A 17,903-nucleotide genomic window follows, 5' to 3' on the forward strand; every position below is an offset into this window, starting at 1 on the left:
GGGAGCAACCTTCGAAAGCCCTTTAGAGCTGGGGATTGTTTCAGTTTTACCCCCGGCCCCTAAAGTGTATTGCTCTGATGGCTCCCTTTAGGACCGGGAAAGCATTTGTATAAAAATTATTCCTTCACAATCGTTTTATTGATGACTCCCTGTGCAGTTTCCATTTGAAAGAACAGAATACCCTTTGAAAACTTTGAGACATCAATGGTTTCTGAATAGGCTTCGGAATAAAGCATTTGCCCCAAAGCGTTGTATATGCGAACTTGGTTCACCTGCAATGCAGCTGGTTTGTGAAGATTGATAAGGCCCGAAGCTGGATTTGGATATAAAACCAACTGCTGGTCATATGCCAAATCGTCTGTGCCCAGAATAACTTGATTGTTTTTTGAGATAATATCGTGCTCTGGATCAAACTGAACGCCGTTTACGGTAAAGGGAACCGCAGGTTGAAAAGTCTGGCCATCAAAGGTGTTGTCCAAAACAATATCCAGTGTTTCACCCTGTGTTCCGTGAAGTCTCAAGGGAACGGGCACTTCAAAAAACGATACGGAAGGATTGCTCTGGGCCTGCGATATTCTCACATTCAGGCTTCCGGCAGTCGCTTGGTTCCAGGTAATGGTAAAACGCGGGTAGCCTTCCCCATAAATCCAATCGTCAAAAAATTCCGAAAGGTCCTCGCCGCTGGCATTTTCCATATTTCTGATGAGGTCCGGGGTTTTTGCATAGCCATAGGCGAGCGCCGGATCGGCCAAATAATCTTTTAAGCCCTGAAAGAAAACGGCATCGCCCAGTTTTTTCCGAAGCATATGCACCACCATGGAGCCTTTGTTATAGGTAAGCCTGCTGCTGAAAATTCTATTTACGGAGGTTGTGTCCTGTGCGGGAATATATACAGAGCCGCCAGTCTCTTGGGTAACGGAAGAAATCTGGTCCTGTTTCCAACTTCTAAAAGCTGCCTCGCCATCCAAATTCTCTATTACCATTCCGGCCAAATAGGTGGCAAAGCCTTCATTGAGCCATATATCCTGCCAACTTCCGCAGGTAACCTTGTCGCCAAACCATTGGTGGCCGAGCTCATGGGCAATAAGTCCACGGCTCAGCCCGCCCATAAACGAAACGGTAGTGTGCTCCATACCGCCGCCCCAGCCAAACTGGGCATGGCCGTATTTTTCATCGGCATACGGATAGGGCTCAAAAAGACCTGCGTATAAATTCATAATATCCACCGTAATCGGAGTGCGTTGTTGCGCATAGGCCAGATCTTCGGGATATATGTAGTTTATAATATCAAAAGGGTTTCCGTTGTTTGCGACCGTATGCGAATACACGGTATAGTTGGTTACCGCAATCGCCACCAAATAGGCGGGAATGGGGTGTTGGTGCATATAATGGGTCGTTTTGTTATTGCCATTTATTGTTTGGCCCAATTCCAAACCATTGGAAACCGCAACATACTCTTCATTGCTAGGATTGAAACGCGGCGTGGTAATATATACATCCAGCAAATCAATTTTATCTATCAAATCTTGTTTGCAAGGCCACCAGGCTTTTGCGCCAAAAGGCTCCGAAAGCGTCCACATAACGGGGTCTCCGTTGTGGGTATCTATTTCAAAAGAACCAAAACCTGAACTTATCGGGTTTCCGGAATAGCTCACCGAAAGCGAATCTAAAACACCCTGATTTTGCATCTGTGGCAGCGTGATTACAACTTCGTCATTGCTGTTTTGTGTGAAGGAAAGCGGAGTGCCGCGTTGGAGGACCTGGGATACGGTCATATTGTCCACAAGTTCAAAAGTAATCGTGCTCATATTTTCCTTCGCTTCAAAATGGGAAGTAATTGTTCCGCTGATGAAGGGTTGCGTGGGATCTACGGTCAATTCCAAGCGCGCGTATTGTATGTCGTAATTGCCGGTATTCATATTGCGCTGGGTAGTAAACAAACCCGTTGCGGCTTTGGCTTCTGCTTCGCTGATGTCGTCAGTTCTAAAATTTTGGGAAAAGGAAAAAAGGGAGATTAAAAATAAAAAGGGGAGTAGTAATGTTTTCATTGTAAAATGCTTGTTTTGATTATACGTTGCTGAAATTAACGGGTCGATTTCGGAAGATTTTTTAAGAGGAAATCGAAGAGTCCATTTCAACGTGAAATAAGGATGTTAAAAGTATTCATTTTGATAGAATTAGCACTTATTTTTGCGCCCTAATATGTGCCTTCAGTCTAAAATTTAACACGATGCTTACTTTTTTCAAGAAATATAAATTCTTTGCGGTTTTCTTTCTTATCCTTTCAACTATCATTATTACAATCATTTACCAAATAATGATACCCAAAAAAGTGTTGAAGGTCTATCAACCTGCCGATGTTTCAACGGAATTGGTAGATACCACCCTTCAATATGTGAAAAAGTACCACACTATTGCAGATTTTAGCTTGACCAACCAAAACGGAAAAACAATTACCCAAGACGATTATAAAGACAAAATCTATGTTGCGGATTTTTTCTTCACCACCTGCCAGACCATTTGCCCGATTATGACCGACCATATGGTGGAAATACAGGAAAAACTGAAAAATGATGATGAAGTTATGCTGCTTTCGCATACCGTTACCCCAGAAATAGATAGCGTTGCCCAGCTTAAAAAGTACGCCTTGGAAAAAGGCGTAAACGATGCAAAATGGAACTTGGTTACGGGCGATAAAAAGGAAATTTACGATCTGGCGCGAAAATCCTATCTCGCCGCGAAGGATATTCCGTATTCCGACAATGATCTGGTACACACCGAAAACTTTGTGCTCGTTGATAAAAAGAAGCGCATTCGCGGGTTTTATGATGGCACCGACTCTGAAGCTATTGAAAAGCTATTGGAAGACATCAAAATTCTGAAAAAGGAAAATTAACTGCCGTAAACATAATTCTTCACCACAGGCGAAAAATCCTATAAGGTCTTTTCCCACGTCCTTTTTTTCCTTTACTTTTGCCTTGTTTAAAATCAATCTAAATAAAAGATGATTACAATCGCTTCATTAAAAAAAGGGCAGCGCGGCATTATCAAGGAATTTTCAGTAGATGTTGTCCCCCTAAAGCTTTTGGAGATGGGCTGTCTTCCGGGCAACGAGGTTTCGTTGGTGCAAATAGCGCCATTCAACGATCCGTTGTACCTAAACATCAATGGCAGCCACCTTGCCATCAGAAAGGAAACGGCCAGTATGATTGAAATTGAATTGATATACTAAAATAATACAATCTGCTATTTATAGAGCGGAGCCAAAATATGGCAAAACACATAAATGTTGCACTTATTGGAAACCCAAACACTGGAAAAACCTCAGTTTTTAATAGACTTACGGGGCTGAACCAAAAAGTGGGAAACTATCCCGGAATCACGGTTGAAAAAAAACAGGGCACCTGCAAATTTGGCCGGGCCTGCAAAGTTCACGTCCTCGATTTGCCGGGAACCTACAGTTTGAACGCTTCTTCGGTCGATGAAAATGTGGTTATAGAACTGCTTCTGAATAAAAACGACAAAGATTTTCCCGACGTTGCCGTGGTGGTTGCCGATGTGGAAAATCTAAAGCGAAACCTGCTGCTCTTCACACAGATAAAGGATTTGGGGATACCCACGATTCTCGCGATAAATATGTCCGACAGGATGAAGCGGAAAGCCATTTCGCTGAACGTGCCTTTGCTTGAAGAAAAATTAAAGACAAAAATTGCCCTCATCAGTTCACGGAAAAACTTGGGTTTTGATTATTTAAAGGAATTGATTGAAGATTACAAGCACCTTTCCACAAAACCCAGTTTAAACGCTTCCAGCATTTCCCCGGAATATTTTGACCGCTTGCGGAAAGCCTTCCCAAACCAAGATCTTTACAAACTTTGGCTGGTAATTACGCAAGACGTGAATTTTGGGAAACTGGACCGAAATGAGCTGAAAGGCGTGGCCTCTTTTCAAACGGAATCCGTGAGCAATCTGAAACGGCTCCAGCAAAAGGAAACCGTGGCGCGCTATCAGTTTATCAATGAAACTTTAAAGGAAACACTTCACATAGATACGGCAAACGCAAAGGATTTAAGAAGCCGTTTGGATAGGGTTTTGACGCACAAAGTGTGGGGGTACGTAATTTTCTTTGCCATTCTACTTTTGATCTTTCAGGCAATTTTTGACTGGAGCAGTTACCCCATGGATTTTATTGACCGCACTTTCGCTTCTCTGAGCGAATGGGCCAAAACCACATTGCCGGCAGGCGATTTTACCAATTTGATTGCCGAAGGAATTATTCCGGGACTGGGCGGCATCGTCATTTTTATTCCCCAGATTGCCTTTCTTTTTCTTTTCATTTCAATTCTCGAAGAAACGGGTTATATGAGCCGGGTAGTGTTTTTGATGGACCGTATTATGCGCCGTTTTGGGCTCAGCGGGAAAAGTGTGGTGCCGCTGGTGGCAGGAACTGCCTGCGCCATTCCCGCAATTATGGCAACCCGTAATATTGAAAACTGGAAAGAGCGTTTAATCACAATTTTGGTTACGCCTTTTACCACCTGTTCGGCGCGTTTGCCGGTTTATTTGATAATTATTTCGTTGGTAATTCCCGACACCCGCGTGCTCGGTATTTTTAGTTTGCAGGGGCTTACGCTCATGTTTATGTACATATTGGGCTTTGGCGCGGCTATTTTTTCGGCCTATCTGCTGGATAAAATACTTAAAATACGTTCCAAAAGTTTTTTTGTGGTCGAAATGCCCAATTACAAACTTCCACTTCCAAAAAACGTATTGATTACCGTTGTTGAAAAAACAAAAGCTTTCGTCTTTGGGGCGGGAAAAATAATACTTGCAATTTCAATTATTCTCTGGGTCTTGGCCTCGTATGGCCCGGGCGATTTCAACAATGCGGAAGAAATTATTAAAAAGGAATACGCCTCGCAGAATCTTTCTGAGGAAGAAATTGCGATGCATGTGGATTCCTATAAATTGGAACACTCCTATATTGGCCATGTGGGGCACGCCATTGAACCTGCCGTAAGGCCCTTGGGCTACGATTGGAAAATTGGGATTGCCATTGTGAGCTCTTTTGCCGCGCGCGAAGTATTTGTGGGAACCCTCGCTACCATTTATAGCGTAGGCAGCGAGGATGAACAGACCATAAAAAGCCGAATGGCCGCTGAGGTAAATCCGGTTTTGGGCGGGCCGCTCTTCAACTTTGCGAGCGGGGTTTCGCTATTGCTGTTTTACGCGTTTGCGATGCAGTGTATGAGTACCTTGGCCGTGGTAAAAAAGGAAACCAATAGTTGGAAATGGCCCATGTGGCAACTTGTCGTGATGAGTGCAATTGCCTATGTGGTTGCTTTGGTGGCCTATCAACTTTTGAAATAATTTTAAAGGATTTGCCCCTTCCGTCTTTCAAATCGCGAAAATTGCGATTTGAAATCCACCTTCCCCTGAAAAAGGGGAAGGAACATTTACAAAATTTCACATCGAGAATCGAGGACGGAAGAAGTGGAGAATAAAAAGTATTTTTAAAATTTTTGTAGTATGCAAACTTTTCTTGTCATAATAACATTCGTACTTGCCGTGTATTTTCTTATTACGAGGTTTATTTGGAATCCTTTTCAAACCGAGAAAAAAAGAAATAAACCCGGCGACCATTCTGATTGCAGTAAGTGTAGCTTCCATTAATTGAAAGGAAAGTGTTCTTTAGAATGTGGAATTCAGATTTCTTGCTTGCTGGCTGGCAGACTTTAGTCGCGATAACTATCGGGAGAGCCGAAGAAATGTAGGCCCTCAATTCTGTTTTAAAAGTTTGGTAATTTCCACATCGTCCTAAAAATATCTCGGATTTCAGTTTTCGTTCCCCACTTCGACAAGCTCAGCACATCGCTTTGGGGGTTAGGGGGCTTTTCCATATCTTTGCAGTATGCAAACAATATTGGTTTTAATAACGTTTTCGCTTGCCACGGGCTTTTTGCTTAAAAAGTTTGTTTGGAACCCCATTTTTGAGTCACGCCAAAACTCTGGCGGTACTTTGGACGGCGGAAAAACCAAATGCGGCAAGAAAGATTGTGGTTGCCACTAAACTAATTGTTCTTCTCTTCACAAATCAATAACACATAGCCTTTATCTTTCCCAGTGCTTTCTGAGGTTGGGTATGGATTGAGCGTTAGCCCGTTAATGGAAAACGCGCTGGAGCTATAAAGATTTGTATTTTTTTCCTCTCCGGGCCTTACCTCGCCAAAAGTCAAAAGTTTTTCTTCAGATTTTCCGTTTGCGGTAACCTTTGCCTTTACAATGGCACGCCCCGCCCAGATGCAGTTAACGCCTTCGGGACAGCGGGAATCTTCAACCACTTCCATAAACTTGACGGCAACACCTTTCAAAACTACAGTTTCCCCTTTGGGAATTTTCACGCCAATTTTTGGGGTTTCTGCGGAATCTTCCTGCCCAAAGGCAAAGGTTGAAAAAAGAATTATAATGGCTAAAAGTGAATTTTTCATCGTTGTAAGTTTTTCAATTTTAAAGATACATTAAAAAATAATGCCAGAAATTTCAGAAATCTTAAAATGACTGTTTGGATTTTTCAGAATAGGTGCTTTCGTTATTTCACCTCTGTTTGATAAAACACTTCAAGATTCTCGGCCGTGCGGTTAAATTCGGCCTTTACGGCTTTCATCCCAATAAGCCCGCCGGACATTCCGGAAGAGCCGTTCAAAAGTTTTACGGTTAGTTTATTTTCTGAAACGAGGTATAAAAGTTCGTGCTTATGATAGCTCACAAAAGCACCAAAAAGAATCCGCTGGATTCGGCTGCCCTTTTCGTAACTTGTCTTGTTGCCAAAGTGCCCCAAATTCTTAAAACCTTTTCGGAAGAAAAATTCATCCGAAACTTCCTTTATTTTGTCCGGTTCGTTCCCTTCAAAATGATATTCGAAGGCAATTCCATTGTTTACCGCTTTTAAAAACTGCATCTTTTTTTTGAGGAAAATTACTTTCTTATTTTTAATTATGCAACCCCCGAACAATTCTAAACTATAAAAACAGGAATATTCACTTTATGCCGAACGCTATCAACTGTGGTTCCAAGCAATAGGTCTTTTAGCCCGGTATGCCCGTGCCCGCCCAGAATCAGCAAATCAAAATTGGCTGCGTTCACGATTTTTGGAATACTCTTTTTAGGGGAGCCAAAGCCAAGTTTCACCGAAACCTTGAAGCCTTTTGCTTCGAGTTTTTGTTTATAGGTATTCAAAAATGCCTCATCGCTTTCGGTTTCGTAATCGTCTATTTCGTCTCCGTAAATCATTGCTCCGGGCGTTTCTACAATATGAATTAGGGTGTATTCGGCATCCTTTCCGCCAAGTTGCAGTGCCGCGGAAATACTCTTTTCATCCGAGGTGGAAAAATCCACGGGAACCGCAATTTTTTTATAGGCAAGCGGTTGCGCCAGTTCATCAACCTTGGCATCGAGAATGTGCGGGACCATTTTTCGTTTTTCAGATTTTATATCCCTCACGGTAGTTTTGAAAGTTATATAAATCAGTAAAACCGCCGCTCCAATTGCCGCAGGAACTACCAAAGTCCAAATGTAGATTGGGTTGTTGGCAGTTGTGAGCCAACCGGTAATTTCATCATACACCAACTTTGCGTTCAAACCAACGATTATTAGGGTTATTACCCAAGAAGCAATCCGCAAGGGCCATTTAATTTCAAAACCGTTCATTAGTTTTTTACTGCTTACGAAATGGATCAAAGGGATTATTGCAAACCCAAGTTGCAGGCTGAGCACTACCTGGCTCAAGACCAGTAACTTTCCGGTACCGGTTTCTCCGAAATATATCACCGTGAACAATGCAGGAATAATGGCGAGCATGCGCGTAATCAATCGGCGTACCCAAGGCTGGATTCGCAAATTCAAATGCCCTTCCATTACAATCTGTCCTGCCAAAGTTCCCGTGAGTGTACTGCTCTGTCCCGCCGCAATTAAGGCAATGGCGAAAAAGGCAGGTGCTATTTTTGTTCCTAACAACCCTTCCAACAATTTATGTGCATCCTGAATTTCAGCCACTTCATACAGCCCGTTTTTATGAAAAACTGCCGCCGCGAGTATTAAAATAGCGGCATTTACAAAAAAGGCAAGATTGAGCGCTATGGCGGAATCTATAAAATTGAATCTTAAGGCCTGTTTGATGCCCTTTTTAGTGCGTTCAATCTTTCGGGATTGTACGAGGGAAGAATGTAAATAGAGGTTGTGCGGCATTACCGTGGCACCAATGATACCAATTGCAATATACAACGCGGCGCTGTTGGGAAGGGAGGGAATAAAACCGGCCATCAGATCGCCCATATCGGGCTTCGCAAAAAACATTTCAATAATGAAAGAACATCCGATGATAAAAATAAGGCCGATGATAAAAACTTCCATTTTGCGCATGCCCATATTCAAAAGAAAAAGCAATAGAAAAGTATCCAAAGCGGTTATGGAAACCCCCCAGATCATCGGGAGTCCGAAAAGGAGATTTAACCCGATTGCCATCCCGATTACCTCGGCCAGATCGCAGGCCACGATTGCAATTTCTGCCAAAATGTATAGAATGAAATTTACAAAGGGATTGTAAGCCTCGCGCGAGGCCTGGGCCAAGTCGCGCCCGCGTACCACGCCCAAACGCGCGCAAAGGCTTTGCAGCAGCAGCGCCATAATGTTGCTCATCAGCAAGACCCAAAGCAGCTTATAGCCAAATTGGCTTCCTCCCGCAATGTCTGTGGCCCAGTTGCCGGGATCCATATAGCCCACACTCACTAAATAGGCGGGGCCCAGAAAAGCGAGCAGGCGTTTCCAAGCAGATTTTTTGCCTGAGGTTTCTATTGTGCCGTGAACCTCTTCAAGGGATTCATGTCTTCCTCGTTTCATTTTTTTTAATAATAGATGCGTAGTCCGTGATAGTTTTCAAAATTTTTAGCTTCGATCTTATCTTCCCATTTCACTATTTTAAATAGAATAATTTGAGGTAGGTAGAAGTGTTTATAGTTTCAACCCCGAAAAAGGAAAAAATCCTCTTTCATGGGTTCAATTTTTTCGTCTTTGTTATTGATAATGTACTCCAGCGATTTTTCAGTAAAAGCCAAGCCTTTTTCAGTAAGGAAAACTATATCGTTTTCTATTTCCACAAGATTGTTTTTTACGGCCAAATCCAATACGGTTCTTGCACGAACGGCCTGCCAGTTTATATGCTCCTGCAAATGATTTATGTGCCTTTCACTTTCTTCCTCATGCCGATTTAAGTGAAGAAGAAATGTTATGAGTGAAACCTCGATGCGTTGTTGTTTTTGGCGGTAGAGTACCGAAATAAGTCCTTTTTTTGGAGCGAAAAGATAAACAGCCAAAAAGATAACGCCCAAGGTAGTGGCGATGGAGCCGGAGATGGAAGCATCGAGAATATTAGCTACCCAATATCCCGAAATGGCCGAAAAGACGCCAAATAATAGGGAAAGCCAAATCATTTTTTTTAAGTCCTCGGTTAGCAAATAGGCCGTGGCGGCAGGTGCTATCATTAAAGCTACCACTAATATTGCGCCCACGGCATCAAAGGCACCAACGACGGTAATGGATGAAACCGACATTAACCCATAATGCATAACCACTGGTGAAATTCCCAGCACTGAAGATAGCCCGGCATCAAAGGTGGTTACCTTTAATTCCTTGAAAAATAGTAGGAGAAGGCTTATGGTTATCATTAAAATGCTTCCCATAACCCACAGGGATTTCGGGCCCCAATCCGAGCCACCCAACATAAGTCTGTCAAAGGGCGCGAAGGCGAGTTCGCCCAATAAAACGGCGTCAACATCCAGATGCACATCGTTCGCATTTTTCGCAATAAGGATAACCCCGATGCTAAACAAAACCGGAAAAACAAGGCCTATGGCGGTATCTTCCTTTACCAATCCAGTTTTCTGGATAAATTCCACTAAAACCACGGTAATCACTCCAGTGAATGCCGCCAAAAGAATAAGTAAGGGGGAATTCAAATCCTGCGTTATAAAAAACCCGATGACGATGCCCGGAAGAATGGCGTGGCTAATGGCATCGCTTATCAGTGCCATTTTCCGAAGCACCAAAAACACGCCAGGAATGGCGCAGGCCATAGCCACAATGGCCGCAATAAGCTGTATTTCAATCTGCGGGTTACTCATTTTTTTGCTGATTATACATTTCCTGTGCCTGTTTATAGCCCTTGGGGGTCATTGCCCATTGCTGTCCCTCAATGGATATCCAGCCTTCGTGCTCTAACTTTTTAAGCGAATCTCTTGTGTAACCTTGAAAGTTGTTGAGAATACGAATGGCGTGCGGATGCGAAATATTCTCGTGGTCCTGTGCAATTCCGTACATAAATTGAAGGGTTTTCATCAGTTTTAGATCGGTACGGTTTTTACGAAAACGTATTTCGCGGAACAATAGTCCCCGCTTCGGAGAAAATATAAAGGAGAATAAAACGAATGCGCCGGCAACCAAAACGATTACAGGACCAGTGGAAAGATTGTTCTGGCTGGCGCTAATGGCCGTGCCGAATACCCCTGAAAAGGCTCCAATCAAGGCCGAGAGCAAAACCATAGTGCCCAGATTGTTGGTCCATTGGCGTGACGCGGCCGCTGGAGCAAGCAGGATGGCGCTCATCAAGACCACGCCCACGGTCTGCAGGCCTAAAACTATGGCCAATACTATTAAGAAGGTAATCAGCACGTCTATAAATTTTGTGTTGAAACCCAGGGTTTTGGTATAGTCTGCATCAAAAAGTAGTATTTTGAATTCCTTCCAAAAGAGAAGCATTACGAAAAGTGAAATTCCGGTAACGGTAATCATCAATTTCACATCACTTTCCACAAGTGTTGCAGCTTGTCCAAAGAGGTATTTGTCCAGTCCTGCCTGATTGGCGTTGGGTTGTTTTTGAATGAAAGTAAGCAACAACATCCCAAAACCGAAAAAAATGGAAAGTATCAGCCCCAGGGCCGTGTCGCTTTTTAAATGTGTTTTTGAAGTAATGCCCCGAATCCAAAAAGTTCCTATCAAACCACTCACCAACGCCCCCAACAATAGCGTTCCAGAATCTTTGGCGCCAGTAATCAAAAAGGCCAAAGCGATGCCCGGAAGAGCCGCGTGTGAAATTGCATCTCCCAATAAACTCTCCTTTCGAAGTACCGCAAAACTGCCCAACATCCCGCAAATAGCGCCCAATACCGCCGTCCCCAGCGTTATGGTGCGCAGGGTGTAATCGGTCCAGAGTAAGTTGAAATATTCTTGCATTTTTGTTGACAGTTTTTTTTAGTCGGTGGTCTTTAGTCGGTAGTCGGTAGTGGGTTTGGTCTTGGGTTTGTTATTTGGTACTTTATTATTTCAAATTTTTCTATCATCTACCGTCTACCGTCTACCGTCTACCGACTACCGTCTATTTATTTTTTTTAAGATATTTTTGGAGTGAAATCGTCATTTTCGCTAATTCTGATAGTTTTATTCTTGCGGCCTTATCATCATCTTCCGTGATAAAACCTTGCCTTTTAGCAATGGTAGAGCACACAACGCATTCTTTTGATGAATCCCAAGCCATTTGTAAATATCTGTTGAATTGCGTATCGGTATCACCAGCTCCTTCCGCTATATTTAATGGAATGGAAACCGATGCTCTTTTGTATTGCGACGTTAAACCGTACAATTCATCTTTAGGAAATTTTTTCGTAATTGAATACACATCATCCACAAAATCCAGTGATTTTTGATAAACCGTCAATTCTTCAAATTTAAATTTAGGATTTTCCATAACTGTATCTTTTTACAAATCATTAAATTCTACCGTCCACCCTCTACCGTCTATCGACTACCGACTACCAACTATTTATTAACCGCCACCTTATAATTAATCCCATACGTCTTGGTAAGGTTATCATCATTAAAAATATCCTTCACCGGTCCCGTGGCTATTTTCTTCACATTTAAAAATGTTACCCAATCAAAGTATTCGGGAACGGTCTGCAAATCGTGATGCACCACGACTACCGTTTTTCCCGCCTTGCGCAATTCCTTTAAAATATTGATGATGGCAATTTCGGTAGTAGCATCAACACCTTGGAAGGGTTCGTCCATAAAATAAATGGAAGCATCCTGTGCCAAGGCCCTTGCCAGAAAAACCCGTTGCTGCTGTCCGCCGCTCAATTGGCTTATTTGTCTGTTTTTATAGGGAAGCATTCCCACCTTTTCCATGGATTCCAAGGCAATCTTTTTCTCTTTCTGCCCCGGGCGCTTTATCCATCCCAAACTGCCGTAGGTGCCCATCATCACCACATCAAGGGCCGTGGTGGGGAAATCCCAGTCCACGCTTCCCTTTTGGGGAACGTACGCTACCAATTTTCGTTGCTTGGCATACGGTTTTCCGAATATGGAAATGGTACCCGCAATAGGTTTAATAATGCCTAAAATAGCTTTTATAAGCGTAGATTTTCCAGCGCCGTTGGGGCCCACGATTGCCATTAGCACCCCTTCGGGAACCGATAGGTCTATGTCCCACAAGACGGGTTTATAGTTGTAGGCTACGGTAAGGTCGTCTATCTGTACTGCCAGGCTTTGATTTTCCATGTTTGGTGCTGTTTATCTATTTATTTCAGCGCGTTTACGATAGTGTTTACGTTGTATTTAAACATCCCGATATACGTGCCTTCCTCGGTCCCAGGGTCGCCGAGCGCATCACTATAGAGCGAGCCGCCGATTTCTACCTCGTGGTTCTTTGAAAGTACTGCCTGTTGCAGTGCCTCGATGGTTCTTCGGGGTACGGAACTTTCCACGAAAATGGCTTTTATGTTGTTCTGAATGATAAATTCCGAAAGGTTCTGAACGTCTTTTACGCCCGCTTCGGTAGCGGTGGAAATTCCCTGCAATCCCACCACTTGAAAATCGTACGCCTTTCCAAAATAATTGAAGGCATCGTGGGCGGTAACCAAAATTCGCTTTTCCGGAGGAAGCGTCGCGATAATGGCCTTGACTTCACTTTCAAGAGCGTCCAATTTTTTCTGATAATCTTTGTTGTTTTCGAAATAGCTTTCGGCATTTTCGGGATCTGCTTTTGAAAGCTCGTCGGTTACAATTTGTGCAAACTGCTTAAAGAATTGAATATTGAACCAAACGTGCGGATCGTAATTTGAGGCGAAATATTCCGAAGAAATCAATTCCTGATTCGGCAACTTATCTCCCAGGGAAACGGTATTTTTTTGCCCTTCCATTTTTTCGAAAATATCCACCAGTTTTCCTTCCAGATGCAGGCCGCTGTAAAAAATAATGTCGGCCTCGTAAAGTTTTGACACATCGCCCTCACTCGCCTTGTAAAGATGCGGATCTACGCCAGCGCCCATCAAACCTTGCAATGAAACGTGCTCGCCGCCAATTTCAGAAACCAGGTCGGTAAGCATGGTCGTGGTGGTGACAACCTTTAGTTTGCCATTGTCTTCGGGCGCATTGTTGCAGCCAAAGGCGGAAGCAAAAAGGATTAGGACTATAAATTTTTTCATTTTTAGTTTCTTTTAATTTGAAAAAGACATTTCCGAAGAAAACCTGTTAAAGCGTTTGTACGTAAAGATTTTCCGCTATTTTATGTGAAATGAAAAACTGATCGTTCCCCACTTGGATTACCATGGAACCGTCAAAAAATTCCTTGCCCAAAACCTTGATTTTGGTGCCGATGCTTATTTTCTTTTTATCGAGATATTGCAGAAACTCGGGGCTGGATTCTTTCACGCCCACGCAAACGCCCTGTTCGTTTTTTTCGATTTCAGAGAGCAATTTCTTTTCCGTGCGTTTCAGTACGCCGTGCTTGTCTGGGATGGGGTCGCCGTGGGGATCAAAATCGGGGCTGCCCAAGTATTTGTCGAGGCGGGTAATGAGTTCGTCCGACTGTATGTGCTCCAGTTGCTCGGCTATATCGTGGACCTCGTCCCAATGAAAATGTAGCTTTTCAACCAAAAACACTTCCCACAGCCTATGCTTTCTTATCACGTTTGCGGCTATCTTTTTCCCTTTCTCGGTTAGTTGTGTCCCTTTATACCGCTTATAGATGACCAACTTTTTTTCTGCCAATTTTTGAATCATATCCGTCACGGAAGAGGGTTTGGTATCCATACTTTCGGCAATGGCATTGGTGCTTACTTCCCCAGTGCTTTCGTGCTCCAAATGAAAGATGGCTTTCAAATAATTTTCTTCGGCTAATGTAAACATAGGTACAAAGGTAAAAACATTTTTCTATATGTGTCTATTTTATTTTTAGTTATGTCTAAAAAAGTAGATTTGAAAGCTATTTTCAATTTAAGCTGAAGGCTATTTTAAGAAAAATTAGATGGAAATGAATTTGGAAAAAACCGCTTAGAACCCGCGTTCCTTTTGAAGCTGTTCATAAGCTTCCTGGACTTTTTTGAATTTTTCCTCACCACCTTTTTGGTGCGCCTCGTCCATATGCTGCAGTTTGTCCGGATGGTATTTTTTTACCATCGTTCGATATGCGGCCTTAATTTCGGGGATGGTGGCGGTTCTGTCAATCTCTAAAATTTTATAGGCACTGTCCGGATTTTTGAAGAACATCGCCTTAATACTTTCAAAATCGCGACCGTAAACGCCCAAATATCCGGCAATTCGGTTTATTTCATTTACTTCGGCCGTAGAAACGCTGCCATCGGCATTGGCAATGCTGAAAAGGAAATGGAGAATCTGCAGGCGAGCTTCGTATCGGGTTCTTTGTTGTAAAAGGCTGCAAATGTTCTGGGCCGAAATTTCACGCTTTTTTATTACTTCGTTAAAAATTCGAAAGGTAGCATTTGCCCGCTCCCGTCCGTAGGCCTGCACGAAATATTGACGTACGTAATCAAGCTCTGTTTGGCTCACATTTCCATCGGCTTTGATTACCAAGGAGGCAAGGGAAAGAAGGTTCAATTCAAAATCGGCGGGTGTTACCTGTTGCTGCGAAGTGCCGAACGAAGTTTGAAACCTACCGCCCTTTACGCTTAGGTTGTCCAGTAAGCTTCCCAAGACAAACCCGACGATAGCGCCAGGAAAACGGTACACAAAATAACCCAGAACGGCCAATAACCAACGAAGCATAGAATTGTAATTTTCTTTTTTTAAGCCGACAAAGGTAATGTTTTTAAGTGCCAAATCTCAAATTCCATCCCGATAGCTTTCGGGACCAAAAGGGACTGTTTGATTCGTTTTTGAATTTTTTGAATTTGTGGTTTGAGATTTATTTGGCCCCGATAGCCCTGTCTGCCGACAGGCAGGTATCGGGATTGTTATTTGGAATTTGTGATTTGGATTTTTCCCTTTCAAAATTAGTATCTTTGCAGACACATTTTAATAGTAATCAAAATACAAAAATATGTACCCACCTGAATTAGTAAAACCCATGCGCGAAGACCTTACAAGAGTAGGTTTTTCCGAATTACATACGGCAAATGATGTGGAAGAAGCACTGAAGAAAGAAGGGACCACCCTTGTAGTTGTAAATTCCGTTTGTGGCTGTGCTGCCGCCAATGCACGTCCCGGTGCTGCAATGTCGCTTCAAAATGATAAAAAACCCGATCATTTGGTAACCGTATTCGCGGGCGTTGACCGCGAAGCCGTGGATGCCGCAAGAGCCAATATGGTTCCATTTCCTCCCAGTTCGCCTTCTATGGCACTTTTCAAAAATGGCGAATTGGTGCATATGTTGGAGCGCCACCACATTGAAGGCCGCCCCGCACAAATGATTGCCGAAAACCTAAAAGGCGCCTATAACGAATATTGTTAAAATTTTAAATCAATCTCTATGAAATTGAGCAAGCCTTTAGTCATAATCGCGGGCATTATAGCATTGGGAGCAATAGTATATAATTTTTATGATAACCCAAAAGTGTCCCACCTCTTCGGAAAAGAAATAAACGATTGGTATTACAGAGCTTTTTGGTTGTTGATCGTGGGCCTTTGCGTATATAATTATATTGAAATAGACAGAAATACGTTAAAGGACAAATCGAAATCTAAAAGGAAACAGAAATCGAAACATTGAAGTTTTTGAAAATACGAAACTGAAAATTGCAAAAAGAAAAACCGTCTCATAAGGGCGGTTTTCTTATTTTTGAACGGAATGAAAGCACTATCAAAAATTATAAGTTATCCTTTTTCGGTTTTGTTTTACCTGCTTTTTGGTATTACGATTGTTGTTTTCCATCCCATTCAATGGATTTGCTTTAACTGGTTTGGCTACCAAGCGCACAAAAAAAGTGTGGACTATCTCAACTGGACGTTGTTGCGCTGTCTGAATGTTTTGGGAACCACATTTCATATTGACATCAATACGAGCATCCCGAACAACGTTGCGATTATAATCGTTTCAAACCACCAAAGTATGTGGGATATTTCGCCTATTACGTGGTATTTGCGAAAATACCATCCCAAATTTATTTCCAAAGTAGAATTGGGGAAAGGAATACCTTCAGTCTCCTACAATCTACGGCATGGCGGCTCCATATTGATCGACCGAAAAAATCCGCGGCAGGCTATTGTTGAAATGGTGAAGTTTTCAAAATACCTACAGAAATTCAACCGAAGTGGTGTAATCTTTCCCGAAGGAACACGCAGCAAAACCGGTATTCCAAAACCCTTTAAAAGAACCGGTTTGCAAACGCTCTTTAAGAAAATACCTGAGGGATACGTTATTCCCGTAACATTCAATAACTCCTGGAAATTGCAGCGCTGGGGGATGTTTCCGATACAAATGGGCGTCCGGCTGGAAATGACGGCGCATCCTGCAATAAAAATTGGGGATTATGAGGTGGAAACGCTGATTGACAAAGTGGAGGCAACCATCATTTCAAAAATCCATAAATAATAACTAACAAAGACCTCCTTCATTTCCCTTTGGGGTTAGGGTAAAACCCTTTAGGGTTAGGGTAAAAAATGAAGTAAATATTTGTTGTTCTTTGCTTTTTAAAAATTTTAAACTATGGCCTTATTTTCTTCGGATGAAATAATCCAGCATACAATCCAATTCGTTAAAAATGAATTGAAAAATGCCGAAGGTGGCCACGATTGGTTTCATATTGAACGGGTCTATAAAAACGCACTGCTCATTTCCGAAAATGAAAAAGTTGATAGAACCATCGTTTCGCTCGGCGCATTGCTTCACGATATTGCAGACTCAAAATTCCACAAGGGCGATGAAACCGTCGGCCCGAAAAAAGCGCGACAGTTTTTAGAATCGCAAAATATTTCAGGGAAAGTTGTAGAACACGTTATAAAAATCATTGAAAACATTTCTTTCAAAGGTGGAAATAAACCTCAAAATTTCACTTCAAAAGAATTGGAGGTCGTGCAGGATGCCGATAGGCTCGACGCGCTGGGAGCTATTGGAATTGCCAGAACTTTCAACTACGGCGGTTTCAAAAATAGAAAATTGTACGACCCTAAAATAAAGCCGAATTTAAAGATGACACCTGCAGAATACAAAGCTTCCGATGCGCCGACCATCAATCATTTTTACGAAAAACTATTGCTTTTAAAAGATAGAATGAATACTGAAACCGGGCGAAAAATCGCGGAGGAAAGACATGCCTTTATGGAAAAATTTCTGCAACAGTTTTATGCCGAATGGGAAGGGAAGAAATAAAACTTTACTTCTGCTGCACCTTTTCGGTGGAATATTTACCGCAAAGACACAGCGATATTTTCAAAATATTTTAAGCTCAAAAAAACGCAACTTATTCGTATTAATTGACTTAAAAAAATATTTTTTAACACTATTCGGGATAAATTACCTAAATTTAGTCTTTTAATAACATATTTTAAAAAAGTAATATCCTCACATTACAATTTTAATCCTCCATTTTTTTTGGAGGCTAACCCTAAAATTAATTTTG

19 protein-coding genes are annotated in these 17,903 nt (G+C 42.3%); 8 read left to right on the top strand and 11 right to left on the bottom strand.

Annotated features, from left to right (window positions below; genetic code table 11):
- Positions 1-116: 116 nt before the first annotated feature.
- The gene (locus POV26_RS01505) at positions 117-2,048 is read right to left on the bottom strand and encodes a M1 family metallopeptidase (protein ID WP_272854726.1); all 1,932 of its coding nucleotides are present in this window, start codon (positions 2,046-2,048) and stop codon (positions 117-119) included.
- A 182-nt stretch (positions 2,049-2,230) separates the two neighbouring features.
- On the opposite strand from POV26_RS01505, the gene POV26_RS01510 reads away from it, so the two are divergent.
- From POV26_RS01510 to POV26_RS01525, 4 genes are all read left to right on the top strand, one after another.
- On the top strand, positions 2,231-2,896 hold the full coding sequence (locus tag POV26_RS01510; RefSeq protein ID WP_272854727.1) for an SCO family protein: 666 nt from the start codon (positions 2,231-2,233) through the stop codon (positions 2,894-2,896).
- Positions 2,897-3,004: 108 nt separating this feature from the next.
- The gene (locus tag POV26_RS01515) at positions 3,005-3,232 is read left to right on the top strand and encodes a FeoA family protein (RefSeq protein ID WP_272854728.1); all 228 of its coding nucleotides are present in this window, start codon (positions 3,005-3,007) and stop codon (positions 3,230-3,232) included.
- A gap of 38 nt (positions 3,233-3,270) precedes the next feature.
- A complete protein-coding gene (feoB, locus tag POV26_RS01520; protein ID WP_272854729.1) occupies positions 3,271-5,370 on the top strand; it encodes a ferrous iron transport protein B in 2,100 nt (699 codons plus the stop codon).
- 541 nt (positions 5,371-5,911) lie between these two features.
- Positions 5,912-6,070, top strand: coding sequence for a hypothetical protein (locus POV26_RS01525; protein WP_272854730.1), 159 nt, complete (start codon positions 5,912-5,914; stop codon positions 6,068-6,070).
- Between the two features lies 1 nt (position 6,071).
- Here POV26_RS01525 and POV26_RS01530 read toward each other — a convergent pair whose 3' ends face one another.
- The 10 genes from POV26_RS01530 to POV26_RS01575 all read right to left on the bottom strand — a co-directional run bounded on the left by POV26_RS01530 (position 6,072) and on the right by POV26_RS01575 (position 15,111).
- On the bottom strand, positions 6,072-6,488 hold the full coding sequence (locus POV26_RS01530) for a hypothetical protein (RefSeq protein ID WP_272854731.1): 417 nt from the start codon (positions 6,486-6,488) through the stop codon (positions 6,072-6,074).
- A gap of 101 nt (positions 6,489-6,589) precedes the next feature.
- Complete coding sequence (locus tag POV26_RS01535) at positions 6,590-6,958, bottom strand: hypothetical protein (RefSeq protein WP_272854732.1); 369 nt, start codon at positions 6,956-6,958, stop codon at positions 6,590-6,592.
- A gap of 56 nt (positions 6,959-7,014) precedes the next feature.
- Positions 7,015-8,895: an Nramp family divalent metal transporter gene (locus POV26_RS01540; RefSeq protein WP_272854733.1), complete on the bottom strand. Its 1,881-nt coding sequence runs from the start codon at positions 8,893-8,895 to the stop codon at positions 7,015-7,017.
- Between the two features lie 119 nt (positions 8,896-9,014).
- Positions 9,015-10,175: a metal ABC transporter permease gene (locus tag POV26_RS01545; RefSeq protein WP_272854734.1), complete on the bottom strand. Its 1,161-nt coding sequence runs from the start codon at positions 10,173-10,175 to the stop codon at positions 9,015-9,017.
- Positions 10,168-11,283, bottom strand: a complete 1,116-nt coding sequence (locus POV26_RS01550) for a metal ABC transporter permease (RefSeq protein WP_272854735.1) — start codon at positions 11,281-11,283, stop codon at positions 10,168-10,170. The genes POV26_RS01545 and POV26_RS01550 overlap by 8 nt, the downstream gene beginning before the upstream one ends.
- Before the next feature lie 142 nt (positions 11,284-11,425).
- The gene (locus tag POV26_RS01555) at positions 11,426-11,794 is read right to left on the bottom strand and encodes a four helix bundle protein (RefSeq protein WP_272854736.1); all 369 of its coding nucleotides are present in this window, start codon (positions 11,792-11,794) and stop codon (positions 11,426-11,428) included.
- A gap of 71 nt (positions 11,795-11,865) precedes the next feature.
- A complete protein-coding gene (locus POV26_RS01560; RefSeq protein ID WP_045080508.1) occupies positions 11,866-12,606 on the bottom strand; it encodes a metal ABC transporter ATP-binding protein in 741 nt (246 codons plus the stop codon).
- A 20-nt stretch (positions 12,607-12,626) separates the two neighbouring features.
- On the bottom strand, positions 12,627-13,532 hold the full coding sequence (locus tag POV26_RS01565; protein ID WP_272854737.1) for a metal ABC transporter solute-binding protein, Zn/Mn family: 906 nt from the start codon (positions 13,530-13,532) through the stop codon (positions 12,627-12,629).
- Positions 13,533-13,578: 46 nt separating this feature from the next.
- Positions 13,579-14,235, bottom strand: coding sequence for a metal-dependent transcriptional regulator (locus POV26_RS01570; protein ID WP_272854738.1), 657 nt, complete (start codon positions 14,233-14,235; stop codon positions 13,579-13,581).
- 144 nt (positions 14,236-14,379) lie between these two features.
- The gene (locus POV26_RS01575) at positions 14,380-15,111 is read right to left on the bottom strand and encodes a TerB family tellurite resistance protein (RefSeq protein WP_272854739.1); all 732 of its coding nucleotides are present in this window, start codon (positions 15,109-15,111) and stop codon (positions 14,380-14,382) included.
- Between the two features lie 274 nt (positions 15,112-15,385).
- On the opposite strand from POV26_RS01575, the gene POV26_RS01580 reads away from it, so the two are divergent.
- The 4 genes from POV26_RS01580 to POV26_RS01595 all read left to right on the top strand — a co-directional run bounded on the left by POV26_RS01580 (position 15,386) and on the right by POV26_RS01595 (position 17,653).
- Complete coding sequence (locus tag POV26_RS01580; protein ID WP_272854740.1) at positions 15,386-15,796, top strand: BrxA/BrxB family bacilliredoxin; 411 nt, start codon at positions 15,386-15,388, stop codon at positions 15,794-15,796.
- An 18-nt stretch (positions 15,797-15,814) separates the two neighbouring features.
- Entirely contained in the window at positions 15,815-16,054 is a 240-nt protein-coding gene (locus POV26_RS01585) for a hypothetical protein (protein WP_272854741.1), read from the top strand.
- 78 nt (positions 16,055-16,132) lie between these two features.
- Complete coding sequence (locus POV26_RS01590) at positions 16,133-16,876, top strand: lysophospholipid acyltransferase family protein (protein ID WP_272854742.1); 744 nt, start codon at positions 16,133-16,135, stop codon at positions 16,874-16,876.
- A gap of 114 nt (positions 16,877-16,990) precedes the next feature.
- On the top strand, positions 16,991-17,653 hold the full coding sequence (locus tag POV26_RS01595) for an HD domain-containing protein (protein ID WP_272854743.1): 663 nt from the start codon (positions 16,991-16,993) through the stop codon (positions 17,651-17,653).
- Positions 17,654-17,903: the final 250 nt, after the last annotated feature.

This window comes from Aequorivita todarodis, assembly GCF_028561335.1.
Lineage (GTDB): Bacteria > Bacteroidota > Bacteroidia > Flavobacteriales > Flavobacteriaceae > Aequorivita > Aequorivita todarodis.